A 17,830-nucleotide genomic window follows, 5' to 3' on the forward strand; every position below is an offset into this window, starting at 1 on the left:
GAACCTACCGGTAGTGGAATAGATCCTCCAGTTCGCTTATTGTGCCAAGTGGAGCGATCGCTCCACTAAATGTCACAGAGGAGAGCAGTCATGAAGGTCGTCGCGTTCAGCGAGTTCGGTGCCGCCCCCGAGGTCACCGACATCGAGGTACCTCAGCCCGCCGCCGGCGAGGTCCGCATCAAGGTGCACGCCGCATCGGTCAACGGGTTCGACCTGTCGGTCGCGAGCGGCAACCTCGAGGGCATGATGGAGCACCGCTTCCCAGTTGTCCTCGGGAAGGACTTCGCCGGCGTCGTCGACGCGGTCGGTGACGGTGTCGACAACTTTGCGATCGGGGACCGAGTGTTCGGTGTCGTCACGAAGGACTTCCTTGGTGACGGCTCCTTCGCCGAGTACGTCACCGTCCCGGTCGCGGTCGGCATCGCGAAGCTGCCCGAGAGTATCGCCTTCACTGAGGCCGCGGGCCTCGGGCTCGCCGGTACCGCTGCCGTCGACGCCTTCGACGCCGCCGCGATCAAGCAGGGCGAGACCGTCCTGGTGGCAGGCGCCACCGGCGGGGTCGGCCAGCAGGCGGCACAGCTCGCCGTCAAGGCAGGAGCCGTCGTGATCGCGACGGCGTCCTCCGACGAGGAGAAGGCGCTCGTCACGGGCCTCGGCGCAGCGCACACCGTCGACTACAAGGGCGACGTCACCGAACAGGTCAAGGCGATCACCGCCGATGGCGCCGACGTGGTCCTGAACTTCGCCGGCGACCCCACCGCTGCTGTGACCGCGGTTAAGGCCGGTGGCCGATTTGTGTCGACCCTCATCATGTCCCCCGAGCAGGTGCCGGCCGACGGAGTGCAGGTCTACCCGATCTACGCGACCCCGACGGAAGCGACCCTTGAGCGGCTGGCGAAGAACCAGGCCGAGCAGCACACCACCGTCACCGTGCAGCAGGTCTTCGACCTCCACGAGACCAACGACGCGTTCGCCGCGTTCGGCGCCGGCACCCTCGGCAAGCTCGTCATCACCATCAACTAACCACACCGATTGGGGGACCAGGTAGGCCCGAACGCCTGGTCCCCGCCCTTCGAAGTCATTGACGCACGAGGCTCCCCATGAAACTCGGCGTGTTCTCCGTCACAGACATCAGCCCGGACAGCGAAACCGCCGCCAGCGGCATCGACGACATCGCGAGCTACAGCGTCAACGAACAGTCGGAAGAGCGTGCAGTTCAGCGAACACCGCATCAAGGTGTGATCGAAGAGACGTGGCAGTGCTCTGGTCAGCGACCCATATCTCCCAGCTGAGGTCGAGTGCGGCAAGAGTGGCAGCGGCGAGCGTGCGGGCATGGAGCGCTTCGAAGCCGGCAAGCGTCAGCGCGTCCGCTAATGCATGGCGTTGCTCTATACGTCTTCCGCTGAGATGACGGGAGATAGTGGGCGTCGACGCGATCATGCTGACCCGGGCACGCATTTGCTGATCAGTCTCGGCGAGCGTCGCCAGTGGTTCCAGGAGGCGACGGACGTAGCTAATCCCGTCCTCCGCGGAGCGGCGAGGAGTGTCCGCGACGAAGCCGGCGATGTCGGCGCTTGCCGCCTCGACGGCGGCAATGACAGCGTCCTCTTTGGACCCGAAGTAGCGGAAGTAGGTAGCTCGTGAGATGTCGACGGCGCGGGCTGCGTCATCGACGGTGGTTTCCTCGAACCCTCGTTCGGCGAACACTTCGAAGATTGCCGCGGCGAGGACGCGGCGGGAGTGCTCTCGAGTACGCATGGTGAACCTCCTGGGTACTTCGTCATCGTACGAGAGCTGCCCGGCGGCACTGGCCGCCGGGCAGCTCTCGAGGGTGGTGCGTTAGGCGACGGCCCAGCCGCCGTCGCTGGGGAGGATGACACCGTTGACGTTTGCTGAATCGTCGCTGAGCAGCCAAGTGATGGCCGCGGCAAGCCGGTCGGCGGTCGTCGGCGCCGGCATCGTAGCGTGCAAGATCGGACCGACACGGTTGGCGGCGAACTCGGACTTCATCGGTGCTTCGATGTTTGTGGCCACGCCGCCTGGAGCGACCGCGTTGGAGCGGATACCGCTGGGGCCGTAGTAGAACGCGACGTTCTGCGTCAAGCCGACAAGGGCGTGCTTCGAAGCGGCGTAGGCGACGCCTGACGCGGATGCGCGCAGCGCCGCCTCGGAGGCGACATTCACGATGCTGCCGCGTTGCTGCTCGAGCATGCGGGGTAGTACCGCGCGGGTGAGGCGCATCGGGCCGGTGACGTTCACTGCGAATACACGGTCCCAGGTGGCGTCGTCGATCTCCGCTGCGGGGAGGAACCCGTCCATAATCCCAGCGACGTTTGCGAGCGCGTCAACGCGGCCGCCGGTTGCATCGAGTATGTCGGCGATGGTGGCGGCATCGGCGACGTCACCAGGCACCGTCGTGAGTGCCGTGGTGTTGGCCTCTTGGCCGAGTTCGCTCAGTCGGTCCACGGCGACGTCGGTACCGACGACGTCGGCTCCTTCACCGAGCAGGCGCAGAGCGGTGGCTCTGCCAATGCCGGAGCCGGCGCCGGTGACGATGACGGTCTGGTCTGTGAAGCGGTTGTTGCTCATGTGCGGTTCTCCTTCGAGGGGGTGTCAATTCCGGTGAGGACTTCGTGCATGCTGTGTTGCCGCCATTCGGCGAGTAGCCGGTGGAAGCGGACCGGGCCGGGGCTGTAGGAGCCGCTGCCGTGTTGTCGGGTCCCTTCGCCGTTGTAGTAGCCGGGTGTGCAGTCGCGGAGGAAGGAGGCGTTGTCGACGGTGACGTCGGCGATGGCGTCGGCCCATCGCTGTTCTGCTGCAACAGTGGGTTCGACCACGTCTCTCCCTGCATTACGAGCAGCGGTGATGATTGCGGCGATGTGCTCGGCCTGTTCCTGCAGGATGTGGACGAAGTTGACGGCGTTGGCGTTCTGGAGCGAGCCCAGGTGGAAGAGGTTCGGGAAGCCGGAGCTGATGAAGCCATGCAGGGTATGCGGGCCGTGGGCCCATGACTCCAGCAGCGTTTGGCCGTCTCGGCCGTGTACCGGCATTGCGCCGGAGCGCACTCCGGAGATGCCGGTTTCGAAGCCGGTTGCGAAGACGATGCAGTCGACGGGGTACGCGGTGGTGCCGACGAGAACCGCGTCCTCGGTCGCACCGGTGATGCCGCCGTGATCGGCTGTGTCGACGAGTGTGACGTCGGGCCTGTTGAAGGTCTGCAGGTACAGGTCACTGAACGTGGGCCGCTTGCACATGTACCGGTACCAAGGCTTCAGCAACTCGGCGGTTGCTGGGTCGGTGATGACCTCGTCGACGCGGGCCCGGATCTGGTTCATCTTCCGTGCGTCCGCGATCTCGTCCCGGAGTGCGTCGGACACGGTGCCGCTGTTCTGCATTCCGGTGAGCACCTGCCGTTGCAGCGCCGCTGTTGAGGTCCACCCGTCACCGATGAGGTCGGTGTCGGTCTCCTCGCCGGTGACGACGGCGAGAAAATTCTCCATTCGTGCCCGCTGCCATCCGCTTGGTTGGCTGCGTGTCCAGTTCGCGGACAGGTCATAGTTGTCGCGGACGTCGACGCTCGAAGGGGTGCGCTGGAAGACGTAGGTGTGTGCCGCGTCGCGCCCGACATGTGGGATGACCTGGATGCCGGTTGCGCCGGTACCGACGACGGCGACGCGCTTGTCCGCGAGGCCAGTCAGCCCTCCGCGTTCATCGCCGCCGGTGTAGCTGTAATCCCATCGGCTGGTGTGGAACGTGTGCCCGCGGAAGGTATCGAGGCCCGGAATCGCTGGCAGCTTCGGTTGTGTGAGCGTGCCTGAAGAGACGACGACGTGCTGGGCGCGCATCTGGTCACCGCGGTCCGTACAGACGAGCCACTCCCTGGCGTCATCGTCCCAGCGCAGCTCGGTGACGCGAGTGTGGAACAGCACGTCGCGGTACAAGTCGAAGCGGTCGGCGATGGCGGCCGCGTGGTCGCGGATCTCATCGCCCGGCGCATAACGTCGGGTCGGGGTTGTGCCGACCTCCTCGAGGAGGGGCATGTACACCGACGCTTCGATGTCGCAGTGGATACCGGGGTAGCGGTTCCAGTACCAGGTGCCACCGAATCCGCCGGCCTCGTCGGTCAAGCGGACTGATTCGAATCCGGCTTTGCGGAGTTCGACCGCGGTGAGCATCCCACCGAACCCACACCCGACGACGAGGACGTCGACCTTGTCGGTCTTCGGCACACGCTCTTCAACGGGCGTGTACGGGTCTTTCGCCCAGTACCCGAACTCGCCCCGGAGGCCCGAGTACTGCCGGAGGCCGTCGGGCCGGATACGTCGATCGCGCTCATGTCGGTACTTCTCGCGCAGGGCGTCGAGGTCAAAATCGAGGTCGTCGGGGATGGTGCTAGCGGGCATGTCTTCCTTCCAAGCGTCGGGCGGACGTGCGCCGGGATTCGCGAGATGCTTCATCGGGCGGGAACGGTCTGCTCTGCCTCGGCGCTTGCGGCTGGGACTTCCGCCTTGGTGCGCGGGATGGCGAGGGCGAGGCCGGCGCAGACAACGGCGGCGATCAGACCGAGCAGGAACACGATGCCGAACGAGGAGGCCTGATCCGCGCCGGTGGAGCTGGCGAGGATCGCGCCGACCAGGGCGGACGCTGCCGTGGTGCCGAAGGCGCGCATCAGCGCGTTCAAGCCATTCGCTGACGCGGTCTCGTGGCGCGGGACTGCGCCGATGATCAGCGCGGGCATGGCGGCGTAGCCGAGTCCGATGCCGATCCCGATGACGGTGTTGATCAGGGCGATGCTGAGCGCGGTCAACGGTAGGAACAGGCAGCCAGCGTAGGCGATAACGATGACGATGGCGCCCGCTGCGAGCAGCGGCTTCGGTCCGATGGAGCGTTCGATCCGTCCGGCGATCGGCGACATGGCCAGCATGGCAAGGCCCGACGGCATCAGTACCAGGCTGGCGGGCAGCAGGTCGATGCCGAGCCCGCCGACCTGACTCGGCAGCTCCAGCAGCTGCGGGAAGGCAATGCTTGAGGAGAACAGCGCAAAGCCCATGGCTACCGAGGCGAGGTTGGTGGTGAGCACTGCAGGCCGGGCGCTGACCCTCAGGTCCACGAGCGGCGCCTTCGAGCGCAGTTCGAACCACCCCCATCCGACGAGGACGAGCACACCGGCGATGAGGCACGTCAGCGTCGCCTTGGATCCCCAACCCCAGGTGTTGCCCTGGGAGATGGCGAGGAGCACGCCGACGAGACCGGCTGCGAGCCCGATGGCGCCGACGATGTCGACCCGGCCGGGTGCCCGGTCCCGGTCAGCGGGGGCAACAACGGCGATGAGGACGAGCGCTGCCGCGGCGACGACGGAAGCGACCACAAACAGCATGTGCCAATCGAGATTCTGTGTGACGAGCGCGCTGATCGGCAGGCCGATTGCGCCGCCGACACCGAGGGTGGCGCTCACCAACGCGATCGACGATCCGAGCCGGCGGGAGTCGACAACATCTCGAAGGAGCGAGATGCCGAGCGGGATGACGCCCATCCCGGTTCCCTGCAGCGCCCGACCGATGATCAGGGCGATCAACCCGGGTGCTGCCGCGCTGACGACGCTACCGATCAGGAGCAGGGCCATCAGCACCAGCGCGATGCGCTTCTTGCCGAACATGTCACCAAGTCGGCCTGCGATCGGGGTCGAAATCGCCGCGGTGAGCAGGGTCACGGTGATGACCCATGCGGTGTCGGTCGGGTCCGCGTTCAGCAGCTTGGGTAGCTCCGACTGGATGGGAATCAGGATCGTCTGCATGAACGAGGCGCCCATGCCGGCGAACGCTAGCGTCGCCACGACGGCGTTCTGACGGCCCTTGCTGTACGGCGATACCGAGGGTTCGGGGGAAGAAGTCGTCATGGACTCACCTTTCTGAGACTGCGTCTCACTGTGCGACACAGTATCACCAAGGTTGTTCGGTCCCCAGAGCCACTGAAGCCGGGGTGATGCGACGCGGTCACGTGGAGCATCGTGCGGGTGATCACAGTTGGTACGCACTGCCGGCAGGGTGCGTCCGATGACTTAAAGGGGTGTCGTGTGGCTGGCGCGCATGATGGCTGCCGACGCCGCGACTCTCGTTTCTCCATGGTGCGCTCGACGTCGTCAGCAACCTTGTCGACATCGCCGACCCGCCTTCCGCGGGTCGCCGCGAACACCGTCGCTAAGGCCGCCAGGGGACACTGTCTCCAAGGCTCACCGCGACGACATCTTGCTCGCGAAGAGGTTGTGATGCCGGTGGGTGGCGTTGCGAATCGCTGAGGAGACGCATGCAGGAGGCCGGGAAGTTCCGTCGATAATCGACGCAAAAGCAACCCGCCTGATTGACTGATCTGCTCCGATCCGGCCTGGCATGGTTCGACCGCTCGGTTCGTTGGTTGCACTTCGATGCGGGGTCTTCGAGGCGCCGTGCTTGTCCATGCGCGGATCGAGTACGGCGGCTGCTCGACCAAAGACCGCTTGTCGCCGCGGCTGCAGTACTGCGCGACCGGGAGCGCGTTCTCCTCGATCGCACAGGCGAATGATGAGCCCGCCGGCTGCTGGCCCACCGGCCGGTGTTAGAAGGACCCGCCCGGCGAAACAATTTCCGCGGCACGGAGAACGGACCGGTTCGGTAGGTTCATGCTGCCGATCAGGCGCAGGTTTGGAGTCGTCGAATGCCTCGCTCAGCTCTCCGAGACAAACAACCTTGGGCTGAGTGAAGCGTCGCTATAGGTGGCGGTTCGGCCCGCTATCGCGCGCAAGGGCGCGGTCCCTCACCGAAGCCAATGTCCGTCCGGCGGCAGCGCGCAATCGGTTGCGGCTTCACGTTGCTGTCGTCTCTCGCCCCGCATCGCGGCGTGGTTCGCGTTCCAATCGGCCCTGTGTGTCGATCGACCATCGTGCGCCGAAGGTGTCCGTGAAGGTGATCTTGTTGACGCGGTAGCGCTCGGTGCGAGTGTAGGGACGGACGTAGCGGTCGAACTCCTCGAGCACGGCGGGGTAGTCCCACTTTGCGTCCTTCTCGAGCGTGACGAAGTAGCGACCGGTAGGCAGTACGACGATGTCTACCTTCGTCTGCGGATTGCCATGGAGCGTTGCTTCCACTGAGACGTCTCGTATTGGAAGACCTGAGTCGTTGGCGATGACCAAGCCGTATACCTGCGCCTGAGTTGGGGTGGCTCTCAAGGAGCCAGCCCAAGCCGACACTGCGCCAGCTTGTGTCCGTGAGTCCAGTTCCGCCTGGCGCTTGCGTGCCTGGCGGTCCTGGAAGAGCTGCACAGCGCCGAAGCCAACAGCCAACGTCGTAATCCAGGTTGGGACGTCTCCCCAAGCAGTCATTGAGCCCCCTCCATATCCGGCTCTTGGTCACCAGATGTGACACCGCCAGCCATGGACGTACTCTAACCTGGTTGAACGACCCATTTTGCGTCGGAGGCTGCGGAGGCAACCTGTCAACCGGGGGAACCGACGGTCGTACGACGTTGCCTCTGTGCACGGCGACGACGTGATCTCCGCCTACTCGAATCATCATCGGGCGGGCGACGCACGGGCCGAGTTCCCCCTAACGCACCTCAAGGAAGCAGAAATTCGATGAACCGAGCCGCGCAGTACACCATCGCCGCAGCCGGAACCCTTGCGCTGGCCGCTGCTGCCCTCGGCGCGGCAACCGTGCTTGGCGTGCTGCCCTTTGGAAACAGCGACGAGCACCCGCCATGCGACCAGCTACCACAGAAGGCGCAGGTGCGGAGCGCGATCGAGACGCACGGTGACCTCGTCGACACGTTGCAGCGTCAGGGCGACGAAGTCAGCGTTTCGATCGGCACGCCGTGCTCGTCCCCGGCTGCGCTGTTGCAGGTGTTCTACGGGACCTCCGACGAGCGGTCGAAGATCGAGAAGGTACTGACCGAGGCGGACGGCTCTGGAGTACCCGTGTCGGTCATGCACCGATAGGAGCAGCATCAGCCGACCGTCCACCGCCAGCACATGAACCTCGCCATGACTGATCCCGTCAACGGTGATGAACCGGATCCGCAGACCACCGTCCCAGCAACGGTCTCTGACGAGAGAACCGACTTCCTCGTTTGGATGCCGCTGCGGACTGGTGTCGTGCTGATCGCCTCGTCGACCATCACGGCCATCAGCGTCGCCGCGGTGGCCGCTCTTGTGTCCGTTTTCGGCGCAACTGCCGCACAGTCGTTTATAGCTGTGGCTCGCTTCGGTTTGGGCGTGGCAGCGGACGCGAACTGGCTGCTCCCTACACTTTTCGCAGCGATTCTCGCAGTGCTCGCCATCCTTGCCGGGCAGAATTTCATCGGTCTTCACGAGCATGACGTAGCGGCGAACCGACGACGTCTTGCTGCTGCAAGCTGGATCATCGCCGGGGTCGCTACGGCGACCCTCTTTCTGAGTTTCCTAAGCCTGGCTGCCCCGGAGACAGCACCGCGTCACCTTTGGGCAAGCACGCTGATCACTGCGCTGATCGTGTCAGCAGCGTTCTGGGGTGGTGACATCGTCCTCAGATCACCGCAGCAGCAGCTGATCGTGCTCGCCACCACGGAAGAAGACCTGCAGCGACGCATCGACGCAACACCCGGCTCTCACGAGCACCGCCGTCCCTGGCTCCGATTGACGGTTAGCCTTACAGGCCTCGCTCTCGCTGCAACGATCGCGGCGAGTGCGTTTGTGTTGCTCGCGAGTGCGTTATTGCCCGCCCAGGTGGGAGGCGAAATGGCTGATCTCCCTATCCTCGTGTGCTTCTGCGGCGGAGCCGCGGTCGGTGGATCCCTGCAAGCGTCATTGATCAGCCAGATGCGGGACAACACGATCACTCGGTGGGGCGCACTGCTCTCGGCGGGACCGTCGACGCTCATCGCGCTGGCGCCGCTGGGCGTGATCGGGGCATCGCTTCCAGCCTCCTCAGCTACTCGCGCCTCGGTGATCGCGATCCTCGGCGCGTACACGCTGCCCATCCTCTCGGCATTCGCGCCGCGCACGGTGTGGCGAGGCTGGACACCTCGGGGCGGTCTCGACGGGCTCCGCTTGCGCCGCTTCCGTCGCCGCCACCAACGGCTCCAGCAGCAACGCCAGCGCATCGAACTCGCCGCGCGCGCCAAACGACAGCATGAGGGGTGGCGAGTTCGCCGGGGCATGTGACTCCGCGAGCCTGTTGCTTGCCGATTGATACGCGCGCCAATCAGATGGCCAACTGATGAACAAACCGTCGATCCACGTCTTACTCAACAGCTATGACCTGTCCGATCGCACGGACACCGGTGCCGTGCGCCAAGCCATCCCGATCAGTGTCCGCTGAGTGCTGGCATCGCCTCGACTCCAGCTGGACAACTCGCGGCGGGCACCGCTTGAGATGCGCCACGCACTTCGGCCCGTTCCCTCGGCGGATGTCGAGATCTTCATAGCCGACATCACGGGCGCAGAAGCTGCGTGGCGCAGGGTCCGCCGTACGAGGTACGCAGCGGTTGGAGAACAACGTCGGCTGAGACCGGGGTGCTTGAGTTCAGCGAGTCACGATTATAGAGATTATAGATCTCGTCGCTTTATAGCTGGCGGCGTCTACTTGGTGGCAGTCCACCGCGACCGCAGCCGCGCATCCCCCGCTCTAGCTTTCCGGCGGTGCGGAGGCGTCGGTGGCCTGAGGGGCAGCGTTGTCTCAGCCCGGGCGAAGGGCGCAAGCAAGGACCAGTGACGCGAGCATCGCCGGCGGCCTCGGTGGCGTCCGCATCGAAATCTCAGCCCTCGCCTGGCTTATCGGTGACGGTTGATGACCCTGACGATGAGCAAGGCCACTGGACTCAAGAGTCCGTCTCACGAACCGCGGCTCGTGGGGCGCCAGACAGGTGGGTTCGCGCTAGATGGGCGGCGTACGACAGCTTCGGATGCTGGAGCACGGACCGCTCTAGATGCTCCGACGGTAGACCCAGCTCGTGGAGGAGGTTGAGTATCACGACACCGGACGTGACCTCGATTACGGCGTGCAAGTGGAGGAAATCTTCCTCGGCCGACCCGAGGTGCGCGATGCGGTTCCGTGCGTTTTTCGCGGCAGTAGCCCACTGATGGACATCACCAACCAGAGCTGACCCCGGCCCGCCGAGACGGTTGGCAAGTTCGAGCAGACGTTCGCGGAGGGTGGGGACGTTTGCGGTCGATGTCAGTCGCTCGGACAGCCATTGCTTATGAGCGGGGTCCACCCGGTCAAGCAGGTCTCGCCGCAGCTGCCGGAAGCTCTGGGGTGGGATGGGAGGGTCCGGAGCAAGTGCCCGATGCAATGCCTCCGCGGCGGCGACAGCTGTCACGACACGGTTTTCGATGTACCCGCTCGGCACGTACTGCAACCCCAGGATCATCCCGCGGGCAGCGGCGAACCGTTCCCGGATTGCGAGCCACCGCGGCATTAGGACGGCGAAGTCCATGTCGTCGAGCGTCAGGAGGAAGTGATGGTGCAGCTCAGCCTTGAGGTTCGGCTGCGCGTGTGTCACGCGATGCTGCAGCAGCTGTACCTCGCGGCGCTGGTTGCGAGTGGGGTGATCCGCGGGGAAGGCGTCAGGGGTAGCGGGAAGGAACAGCCGAACGCCGATGACCGCCGATGCGCTCATCGTCGTTAGAGACATCAGGTCAGCGGCACTAGCCACCAGGTCGAGCCACCTATCGAGCGGTTGCGGCAGCGCAGTACTGAACTGGATCGCGTCGTACTCCTCGACGGACGTTCTTCTTCGCGAGCGGCTGGCTCCGCTGCTCACGATGTTCCAATGGTCCAAGGTGATGGTGAGGTCGTCGAACTCCGCCTGTAACGCGCTCAGCTGCTCCAGGTGCACCTCGCGGGAGCATGAATTCTCCTGCTTGTAGGTGCGGTGGATACCGGACCGTGCAGACCATGTGGTCAGGTGTTCGACCGTCGCGCTGACTCCGACGAAAGCCGGTTCAGTGGACGTTGGTAGGTGACAGCCCAGGAGTGCGACGCCGGCTTGAAGATGCAGGTGGTCGGGCGCGTCGGAGCGCTTGAACCGGTTGTTGCTTCGCGTCACCGTCGATACGTGCAAGTGGAGCAGCGTCACAGGGGTGCCGTCGGCGACGGCGCCGTGCACCATCGCCCACTCCTTGAGCTGCCCTGTCGACAGCCCTGGCACTTCGGGCAGCTCCGTCTCGTACTCCCAACCCCCGATGAGTCGAAGCTCGACCCCCTTCATCGGATCGAAGTGCAGCACCCCCGGGTGCTTCGCGTCTGGTTCGGACGGGATCCACCAGAAGCCTGTCCATTCTCCGGGTTCACTCAACGCCGCTTCCGCCACCGGTTCATGATCGTTCGCTTCACCGTCTGTCACAACCCGATGCTTCCGTGCGGTGCGGCGTTACACCGGGCCGCGCCGAATCGACGTGCCGATGCCCGGTACTCTCTCCCGGGTGCCGCGACCATCGTCGCGGACTGCTCGGAAGGAACCGCTACCGATGAACTCGCTCCCCGCCCGCACCTCGACATCGGGGCGACGAACACGCATTGCTGCAGCCGTGGCGCTGGCATCTACGCTCCTGCTCACCGCTTGCACCGGCGCCGCGGACTCCAACGGCGACGCCGGCACTGTTCGCGTCGGCCTCGTACTCGAACCGACCAGCCTCGACATCCGGACGCAATCCGGAGCGGCCCTCGAGCAGGTGCTCATCGACAACATCTATCAGGGGCTCGTCGGCCGAACGCAGGACGGGCAGATCCGCGACGTTCTCGCGGCCCAGCACAAAGTCTCCGGCGACGGCCTGACCTACACGTTCACGCTGCGCAAGGGCGCCGCGTTCCACGATGGGAAGCCGGTGACGGCCGCGGACGTCGCATGGTCCCTGCAGCAAGCGAAGGACACGAAGACCTTCATCGACTCCCCGAAGCTCGCCAAGGTGTCATCCATCACCGCGGAGTCCGATGACGTGATCGTCCTCAAGCTCACCAACCCAGACTCCGATCTACTGTGGAACCTCACCGGGCGCGCCGGCCTCATCTTCGAGCAAGCGGCACGAAACGATCGATCCGACAGCGCGAACGGAACAGGGCCATTCAAGGTGGCGTCCTGGAAGCAGGGCGACTCCCTGACGTTCACCCGCAACGACGCCTACTGGGGGCCGGAACCGAAGGTCAAGAAGGTCGTACTCCGCTACATCACCGACCCCGCAACCGCCGTCAACGCGATGGCTAGCGGCGACCTGGACGTCTTCAACCCGATCGACGGCACCCTCAAGAGTCAGCTGGAGGGCAACCCCGACATCGCCCTCCACACCGGGAAAACCACAGACAAGTACACGCTCGCCTTCAACAACGCCGAGGCACCCTTCACGGACAAGCGCGTCCGCACGGCCATCCGTCAGGCCATCGACCCAGCTGCGCTGATCAAGGCAATCGGCGGCACGGGCGTCGAGCAGGGTGGACCGATCCCCGAACTCGACCCCGGCTACGAAGACCTCTCGACCATCGACGCGTACAACCCGTCACGCGCCAAGCAGCTGCTCTCTGCTGCCGGCGCCCAGAACCTGAAGCTGACCCTGACCTACGCCAACGTGTATCCGACAACCATCGGTGACGTGTTGAAGTCGCAACTCGCGGATGTGGGCATCACCCTCACGGTCAAGCGCGTGGACTTCGCGACGTGGCTGTCGCAGGTGTTCAAGAAGAAGGACTTCCAACTGTCCATGGTCGACCACGTCGAGGCGCGAGACTTCGGCAACTGGGCCAACCCGGACTACTACTTCGGCTACAACAACCCGCAGGTGCAAGCGCTGTACGCCCAGTCGATCGCCGCGACGTCGAACGCGAAGAAGGAGCAGGCGCTGCGCGACGCCGCCCGCATCGTGAGCGAGGACGCCGCCGGCGAGTGGCTCTACACGGCAACCGAGATCACGGCAGTGCGACACAACGTCATCGGCTTCCCCGTCGACGGAGGCAACTCTCGTATCGACCTGTCACAGCTGCAGCTGAAGTAGCTACAAAGGAGCGGGCGTTCGGCGCCCGCTCCTTCGCAGAATCCGGACCAGGGGATGGTTCAGAGCTGATCTTCTTCCGCGCTGGGCTCCACGGGGCCACCGGCCTGAATCGCCGGACTCGCCGCGTCGTACCAAAACGCGTCTGCGTCGATGCTGCTCGACCGACCGAGCATGTTCAGCGCGTTGCGGCTCACACCCTGAGGACCGAGCCGCGCCGCCGCTTCGTCGATCGTGAGGACGCGCGCTGGCAACGACCTGCCGGCTGAACGGAAGAACGGCTCCACGAGGTCCGCTACCGGTTTCGGCACACGTTCCGCGGCGTGCAACGCTGCCGGAAGGGCCGGACGCGTCAGTAGTGCGGCGATGCCGTGCGCAAGACGCTGGGCAGTGATGGCCGCGACCGCGACCTCCGGGCCGCCGAGCCAGGCGTCTTCCTCGAGCATGAATCTCGCCAAGGGTGGCACGACCCAACGGTCGCCCGGTCCATGCACCACATGCGGCCGGATGACGGAGCCGCCTGCAGCGAGGACCTTGTCCTCCGCGGCCGCTCGAGCCGTCGATAGCGGCGAGCTGGGCCGCCGTTGCATCGATGCGGGATCGCCGAAGCGCCCGAAGCTCTGGCCATACACGCCGGTGGTACTGAGGTACAGCAGCCTCGTGCCGCTGCTTGCCGACGCCTCGGCCACTCGGCTGGCCGCAAGCACGTTGCCCAGCCAGAGGTCTTGCGGGGTGCCGATGGTCACCGACGCGGCGTGCACAACATAATCTGCGGCGTCGACGTGCGGCCGAAGATCGCAGGTGCGAACGTCGCCGACGACCACGTGCCCTGGAACGTCCCTTGGGCGACGCACGATCGAGGTCACCGTGTGACCTTTGCTGAGGAGCACTTCGAGTAGCCGCGACCCGATGAAGCCCGTCGCGCCGGTGAGGAGGACCCTCACCGCAGCGCCCCGGCTTGATGGAACGTCCTGCCGATACGCTGTCCGGCAGAGGTCGGCGGAAGGATGCATGGATGCCCGATGAGCGAGCGCCGCAGCAAGAGCGGTCCCTGGCGCGCCGCGCCGCGATCCTGGAGTCGGCCGCGTCGATCTTTGATCGTGTCGGCTACGGGTCCGCGAGCCTGTCGCAGATCGCCACGGAGGCGGGTCTCGGGCAGGGTTTGCTCTACTTCTACTTCCGAACCAAGGAAGCGATGGCGCTTGCCGTCATCCAAGAGCAGAACGAGCGCACTTTCGCGGTGATGGGTCGGCACGCCGACCCCGTTTCGCCGTTCTCCACGCTCGTCCGAGCCTCGCGGGGAATCGGGGAACTGCTGCTGACCGACGCTGTCGTTCGCGCCGGAATCCGGTTGTCCCTCGAGCAGGGCGTGTTCGCCGAACCCACCTCCGAGTTCTACGACCAGTGGATTCAAGGCGTCGTCGATGCGTTCGCGGCCGCTCGCGACGTCGGTGAGATTTCCGACTCCATCACGCCGGAACGTCTCGGAGCGAACGTCGTGGCGTACTTCACCGGCGTGCAACTGGTCTCGAACGTCCGCACTGGTCGAACCGACCTGATGAACGCCCTGGACACGATGTGGTCGGTGCTCGTCGATGCGCTCGTGACACCGGAGAACAGGAATCGGCTCCGCACCGTCGTCAACGACACATTTGGAAGCCCGGCGCTTCATGAGGTCCCGGTCGCGAGCGACGCGGTGACCTGAACGCCGAACACGTCTTCCGCGACGACGTCCGCAGTTTGGACAGTTCGGCCACCAACGATCAGTTCGCGACGGTTCACGACATTCAGGTCGACTCCCGCGAGGCGCTGGGGCGTCGGTGTGTGACGCAGGAACCCTGCTCGTCGCATCCACATGTTGCCGCTCTGCGCGCGCCGGTCGGCGTCACCCTGGTAGAGCGCGACCTGAGACATCTGCGCCGTGAGCATCATCACCTCCAAGAAGGACACTGACGACAGCGTTGAACTTTTCCGCTCGTAGGTGCAGCTGACTCGGGAATCGGTCAGCAAACGGACTCCGGTAGCGTTCCCGGCCCGCCAGCCGTCGTCGGCAAATGTGGGAGGCTTCGACCGCGTCCACTCGGACTCCACTTTCAACGACCCGACGCTGTGACTGAGGCGTACGGTGTCGGGGCCGGTGCGATCTACCCGCGTGCGCACCGGCACCGCGTCCAGCTCCGTGAACGGCCGGGCACCCGCGCGAACACCGAGGGAACGCTCGTACCCGTACTCCCCCAACCAAGTCATCGGACTGGCAACGAGGGCGGACCGGACTGCGCCGGCGACGCGAATCGCGTCCGCGGTACTCAGGTGAGCTTCGCGTGCGACGCCGGCCTTCAGCGACCAGTCCCGGGGGTACGCCACCCGAGCGACGCCTTCCGCGGTGGCGTCATCGGTCGCGACCAAGTCCATCAGCTCGAGGCGGACACGGCGGTGCCCGTCACCGAGAAATCGGCCGTGCGCGGCACCGAGGTGCGCATCGAAGCCGACGTCTGATGCGGCAGCTTCCGGCTTAGGCGAGGAAAGCATGGACATTTCGAACCCCTTTCGAAATCACGACCAGTGAGTTGGTCGACCACCCAAAAACTAGGTCAGGTCCGAAACTGGGCAAACACCCAGCAATGGGACTTGCGAGTTGGTCCGGCAGGGGCGGCGCCCTCCTCGGGAGGAGAACCGGCGTGCGGATCACTGACGCCAACGTGGCCCTCGCGCGCCGATCGGGCCAGCACGTCAACGATCGCGACCCGTCGGCTATCGACGCCCTCTCGTCACGCGACTGGGTAGTCACCCGCGGCACTCGACCGCTGAGGAGCTGGTGCCGCAGGGAACCACTCGGCGCCGATCCTGCCCACCCAACTTGTCCTCGGCACCGCCGCTGTCCTGCTCGGCCGTGACAGCCCGAGCTGTCTCCAATGGGGATGGGCCCTTCGACTTTGGCTCTACCGACAGTGCTCAGGTGCCAGGAGCTGGTCGATCGACCGACTTACAGTACGCTCAGGAGTGAGTCCCGTCACGTGAGCGGGCCCGTGAGATCGTCTCGAAGTGGAGCGTGCAGTGCCCCAGTCCCCGACTCCGGACCAAGCGGTCCTGACCAGCGCGTTCGACGCGTACCGTGCGCAGGAAATGGCCGATGCGCCCCTCGGCGAGGCGTTCGAGCACTTCTGCGGGCAGGAGCTGACCAAGCAGTTCGGGTTGAGCGCGGGTGAAGTCAAGAAGGGGGTCATCGGCGGCAGCCACGATGGTGGCGTTGATGGCTTCTATGTCGTGATCAACGAGTCGGAGGTGCTCGATATCGACAGCCCCTTGGTGCTAGGGGACAAGAAGGCGCTGCAGTCGCTGCCGCAGAACGCGACAGTTGACGTCGTCGTCATTCAGTCGAAGTGGACGGGGGCGTGGCAGAGCGATCCGTTGACCCGCCTGCGAGACACGCTGGAGAAGACGTTGCCCTTTCATGCAGAAGAGAAAGCGTTGGAGCTGACTCTGAACAGCTCAATCATCGAGCGGACTGGGATCTTCCGCCGCCTGTACGAGAACACGCTCACCAAGTTTGCGCGCTTCCGGTTCCACATCGACTACGTCACGAACGGTCCGGATGAGCACCTCGTCGATAATCACGACGCTGAGGGGAAGCGCAAGGCCCTCGAGGCTGCGGTCAAGGCGTTACTCCCGGCGAATGCGACGGTCGAGGTTCGGCTCCTCGGTGCCCGCAAGATGTGCGAGATCATCGCTACGACGCCGGCGACGACCTCGACGCTGCGTTTCAACGGACCTTTCATCCGGGACAACCTGTCGTTCGTCGGGTTGGTGACCCTCGGGGACTACCTCGATTTCATCCGTCAGGAGGACGGGCAGGAGCTGCGACCGAACATCTTCGACTCGAACGTTCGAGACTTCGCGGGCTCGAAGGTTCAGGTGAACGCCGCGATTCGAACTACCCTGACGAGCGCGGAGGGGCCGACGTTCTGGTGGCTGAACAACGGGGTGACGGTGCTGTGTGACGCGGCGCAGGATGCGCCGCCGCTGTCGGTGTCGTTGACGAATCCGCTTGTCGTCAACGGACTACAGACCTCCAACGTGTTGCATGAGGCGCAGCGGGACGGCGATGTGCCTGAGGAGCGACTCAGCGATGGGTTGCTTGTGCGCATCATCACCTCCTCCGACGAGAACGTTCGCGACGGTGTGATCGCGTCCACGAACCGGCAAAACAGCATTCAGCCGAACCAGCTCCATGCGACCGAGAAGCAGCACCGCGATATCGAGGCGTACTTCAAGACGCAGGGGTGGTACTACGAGCGGCGGAAGCACCAGTACCGCGGCACCGGCACGCCCGGTAGCCGAATCGTGGCAATGGCCGATCTGTCGCAATATATGATCGCGATCGCCTTGGCGCGCCCCGATGACGCACGGGCGCGGCCGCAGAGCGTGCTGAGTAACGACAAGTTGTACCAAACGATCTTCGGCGACGGCGTGGACCGTGAGACGTACCTCTCGAGCGTGAGGGTGATGGCGCAGGTTGACGCCTACCTGCGGACAGATGAGGCGAAGGCGATCTTCGACGACTTCACCAACGCACGGTTCTACGTCGCCGTCGGCTACGTGATGCGCACGTTGAAGGCGTACTCGCCAGACAAGATCAAGTGGGATAAGAACTACCATCGGATGCCCGACACGGCGGACACCGTGCGACTCGCGGCGACCTTGAGCACCTTGAAAGATGTCTACGACGCGCACCAGGAGGCACACCCTACGTCGACGAGAGATCAAGTCTTCAAGGGCAAGGCCCTGAAGAGCGCGTTCTTCACGGCGCTGGCCACGTGACCCCGACTGACCAGTCGACGGGCG

At 64.9% G+C, this 17,830-nt stretch carries 14 protein-coding genes; 6 read left to right on the plus strand and 8 right to left on the minus strand.

Annotated elements, in window-relative coordinates; genetic code table 11:
• The first annotated feature begins 90 nt into the window (after positions 1-90).
• Positions 91-1,023 carry a zinc-binding alcohol dehydrogenase family protein gene (locus ACIPYW_RS05920; protein ID WP_400411684.1) on the plus strand — a complete coding sequence of 311 codons (933 nt, stop codon included), beginning with the start codon at positions 91-93 and terminating at the stop codon, positions 1,021-1,023.
• 165 nt (positions 1,024-1,188) lie between these two features.
• Here the strand turns inward: ACIPYW_RS05920 and ACIPYW_RS05925 are convergent, their stop codons facing one another.
• From ACIPYW_RS05925 to ACIPYW_RS05945, 5 genes are all read right to left on the minus strand, one after another.
• Positions 1,189-1,758, minus strand: coding sequence for a TetR family transcriptional regulator (locus tag ACIPYW_RS05925; protein WP_400411686.1), 570 nt, complete (start codon positions 1,756-1,758; stop codon positions 1,189-1,191).
• Positions 1,759-1,839: 81 nt separating this feature from the next.
• A complete protein-coding gene (locus ACIPYW_RS05930) occupies positions 1,840-2,589 on the minus strand; it encodes an SDR family NAD(P)-dependent oxidoreductase (protein WP_400411688.1) in 750 nt (249 codons plus the stop codon).
• Positions 2,586-4,457 (minus strand): flavin-containing monooxygenase, encoded by a 1,872-nt coding sequence (locus tag ACIPYW_RS05935; RefSeq protein ID WP_400411690.1) that lies wholly within the window; start codon positions 4,455-4,457, stop codon positions 2,586-2,588. Before ACIPYW_RS05935 ends, ACIPYW_RS05930 begins: the two co-directional genes overlap by 4 nt.
• A complete protein-coding gene (locus tag ACIPYW_RS05940; protein WP_400411692.1) occupies positions 4,454-5,896 on the minus strand; it encodes an MFS transporter in 1,443 nt (480 codons plus the stop codon). The genes ACIPYW_RS05935 and ACIPYW_RS05940 overlap by 4 nt, the downstream gene beginning before the upstream one ends.
• A gap of 942 nt (positions 5,897-6,838) precedes the next feature.
• Positions 6,839-7,120, minus strand: coding sequence for a hypothetical protein (locus ACIPYW_RS05945; RefSeq protein ID WP_400411694.1), 282 nt, complete (start codon positions 7,118-7,120; stop codon positions 6,839-6,841).
• 486 nt (positions 7,121-7,606) lie between these two features.
• Here ACIPYW_RS05945 and ACIPYW_RS05950 point away from each other — a divergent pair, with 486 nt between their 5' ends.
• Entirely contained in the window at positions 7,607-7,966 is a 360-nt protein-coding gene (locus ACIPYW_RS05950; RefSeq protein ID WP_400411695.1) for a hypothetical protein, read from the plus strand.
• Between the two features lie 33 nt (positions 7,967-7,999).
• Positions 8,000-9,169: a hypothetical protein gene (locus ACIPYW_RS05955; RefSeq protein WP_400411697.1), complete on the plus strand. Its 1,170-nt coding sequence runs from the start codon at positions 8,000-8,002 to the stop codon at positions 9,167-9,169.
• A gap of 656 nt (positions 9,170-9,825) precedes the next feature.
• On the opposite strand, the gene ACIPYW_RS05960 is transcribed toward ACIPYW_RS05955, so the two are convergent.
• Positions 9,826-11,352: a HEPN domain-containing protein gene (locus tag ACIPYW_RS05960; RefSeq protein ID WP_400411700.1), complete on the minus strand. Its 1,527-nt coding sequence runs from the start codon at positions 11,350-11,352 to the stop codon at positions 9,826-9,828.
• A 124-nt stretch (positions 11,353-11,476) separates the two neighbouring features.
• Here ACIPYW_RS05960 and ACIPYW_RS05965 point away from each other — a divergent pair, with 124 nt between their 5' ends.
• Positions 11,477-12,991, plus strand: coding sequence for an ABC transporter substrate-binding protein (locus ACIPYW_RS05965; RefSeq protein ID WP_400411703.1), 1,515 nt, complete (start codon positions 11,477-11,479; stop codon positions 12,989-12,991).
• A 59-nt stretch (positions 12,992-13,050) separates the two neighbouring features.
• On the opposite strand, the gene ACIPYW_RS05970 is transcribed toward ACIPYW_RS05965, so the two are convergent.
• Entirely contained in the window at positions 13,051-14,001 is a 951-nt protein-coding gene (locus ACIPYW_RS05970) for an NAD-dependent epimerase/dehydratase family protein (RefSeq protein WP_400411705.1), read from the minus strand.
• Positions 14,002-14,003: 2 nt separating this feature from the next.
• Between ACIPYW_RS05970 and ACIPYW_RS05975 the strand changes: the two genes are divergently transcribed.
• A complete protein-coding gene (locus ACIPYW_RS05975; protein WP_400411708.1) occupies positions 14,004-14,693 on the plus strand; it encodes a ScbR family autoregulator-binding transcription factor in 690 nt (229 codons plus the stop codon).
• Here ACIPYW_RS05975 and ACIPYW_RS05980 read toward each other — a convergent pair.
• Positions 14,657-15,523 carry an AvrD family protein gene (locus tag ACIPYW_RS05980; RefSeq protein ID WP_400411711.1) on the minus strand — a complete coding sequence of 289 codons (867 nt, stop codon included), beginning with the start codon at positions 15,521-15,523 and terminating at the stop codon, positions 14,657-14,659. The two genes, ACIPYW_RS05975 and ACIPYW_RS05980, sit on opposite strands and share 37 nt — an antisense overlap.
• Positions 15,524-16,111: 588 nt before the next feature.
• On the opposite strand from ACIPYW_RS05980, the gene ACIPYW_RS05985 reads away from it, so the two are divergent.
• Positions 16,112-17,806: an AIPR family protein gene (locus ACIPYW_RS05985; protein ID WP_400411712.1), complete on the plus strand. Its 1,695-nt coding sequence runs from the start codon at positions 16,112-16,114 to the stop codon at positions 17,804-17,806.
• Positions 17,807-17,830: the final 24 nt, after the last annotated feature.

The organism is Curtobacterium sp. NPDC089689, assembly GCF_044749145.1.
Classification (GTDB): domain Bacteria; phylum Actinomycetota; class Actinomycetes; order Actinomycetales; family Microbacteriaceae; genus Curtobacterium.

Bases quoted from the DNA above. Each gene is read 5' to 3' on its own strand.
- ACIPYW_RS05920 (WP_400411684.1), top strand. From the start codon at position 91: ATGAAGGTCGTCGCGTTCAGCGAGTTCGGTGCCGCCCCCGAGGTCACC.
- ACIPYW_RS05925 (WP_400411686.1), bottom strand. From the start codon at position 1,758: ATGCGTACTCGAGAGCACTCCCGCCGCGTCCTCGCCGCGGCAATCTTC.
- ACIPYW_RS05930 (WP_400411688.1), bottom strand. From the start codon at position 2,589: ATGAGCAACAACCGCTTCACAGACCAGACCGTCATCGTCACCGGCGCC.
- ACIPYW_RS05935 (WP_400411690.1), bottom strand. From the start codon at position 4,457: ATGAAGCATCTCGCGAATCCCGGCGCACGTCCGCCCGACGCTTGGAAG.
- ACIPYW_RS05940 (WP_400411692.1), bottom strand. From the start codon at position 5,896: ATGACGACTTCTTCCCCCGAACCCTCGGTATCGCCGTACAGCAAGGGC.
- ACIPYW_RS05950 (WP_400411695.1), top strand. From the start codon at position 7,607: ATGAACCGAGCCGCGCAGTACACCATCGCCGCAGCCGGAACCCTTGCG.
- ACIPYW_RS05955 (WP_400411697.1), top strand. From the start codon at position 8,000: ATGAACCTCGCCATGACTGATCCCGTCAACGGTGATGAACCGGATCCG.
- ACIPYW_RS05965 (WP_400411703.1), top strand. From the start codon at position 11,477: ATGAACTCGCTCCCCGCCCGCACCTCGACATCGGGGCGACGAACACGC.
- ACIPYW_RS05970 (WP_400411705.1), bottom strand. From the start codon at position 14,001: ATGCATCCTTCCGCCGACCTCTGCCGGACAGCGTATCGGCAGGACGTT.
- ACIPYW_RS05975 (WP_400411708.1), top strand. From the start codon at position 14,004: ATGCCCGATGAGCGAGCGCCGCAGCAAGAGCGGTCCCTGGCGCGCCGC.
- ACIPYW_RS05980 (WP_400411711.1), bottom strand. From the start codon at position 15,523: ATGTCCATGCTTTCCTCGCCTAAGCCGGAAGCTGCCGCATCAGACGTC.
- ACIPYW_RS05985 (WP_400411712.1), top strand. From the start codon at position 16,112: ATGGCCGATGCGCCCCTCGGCGAGGCGTTCGAGCACTTCTGCGGGCAG.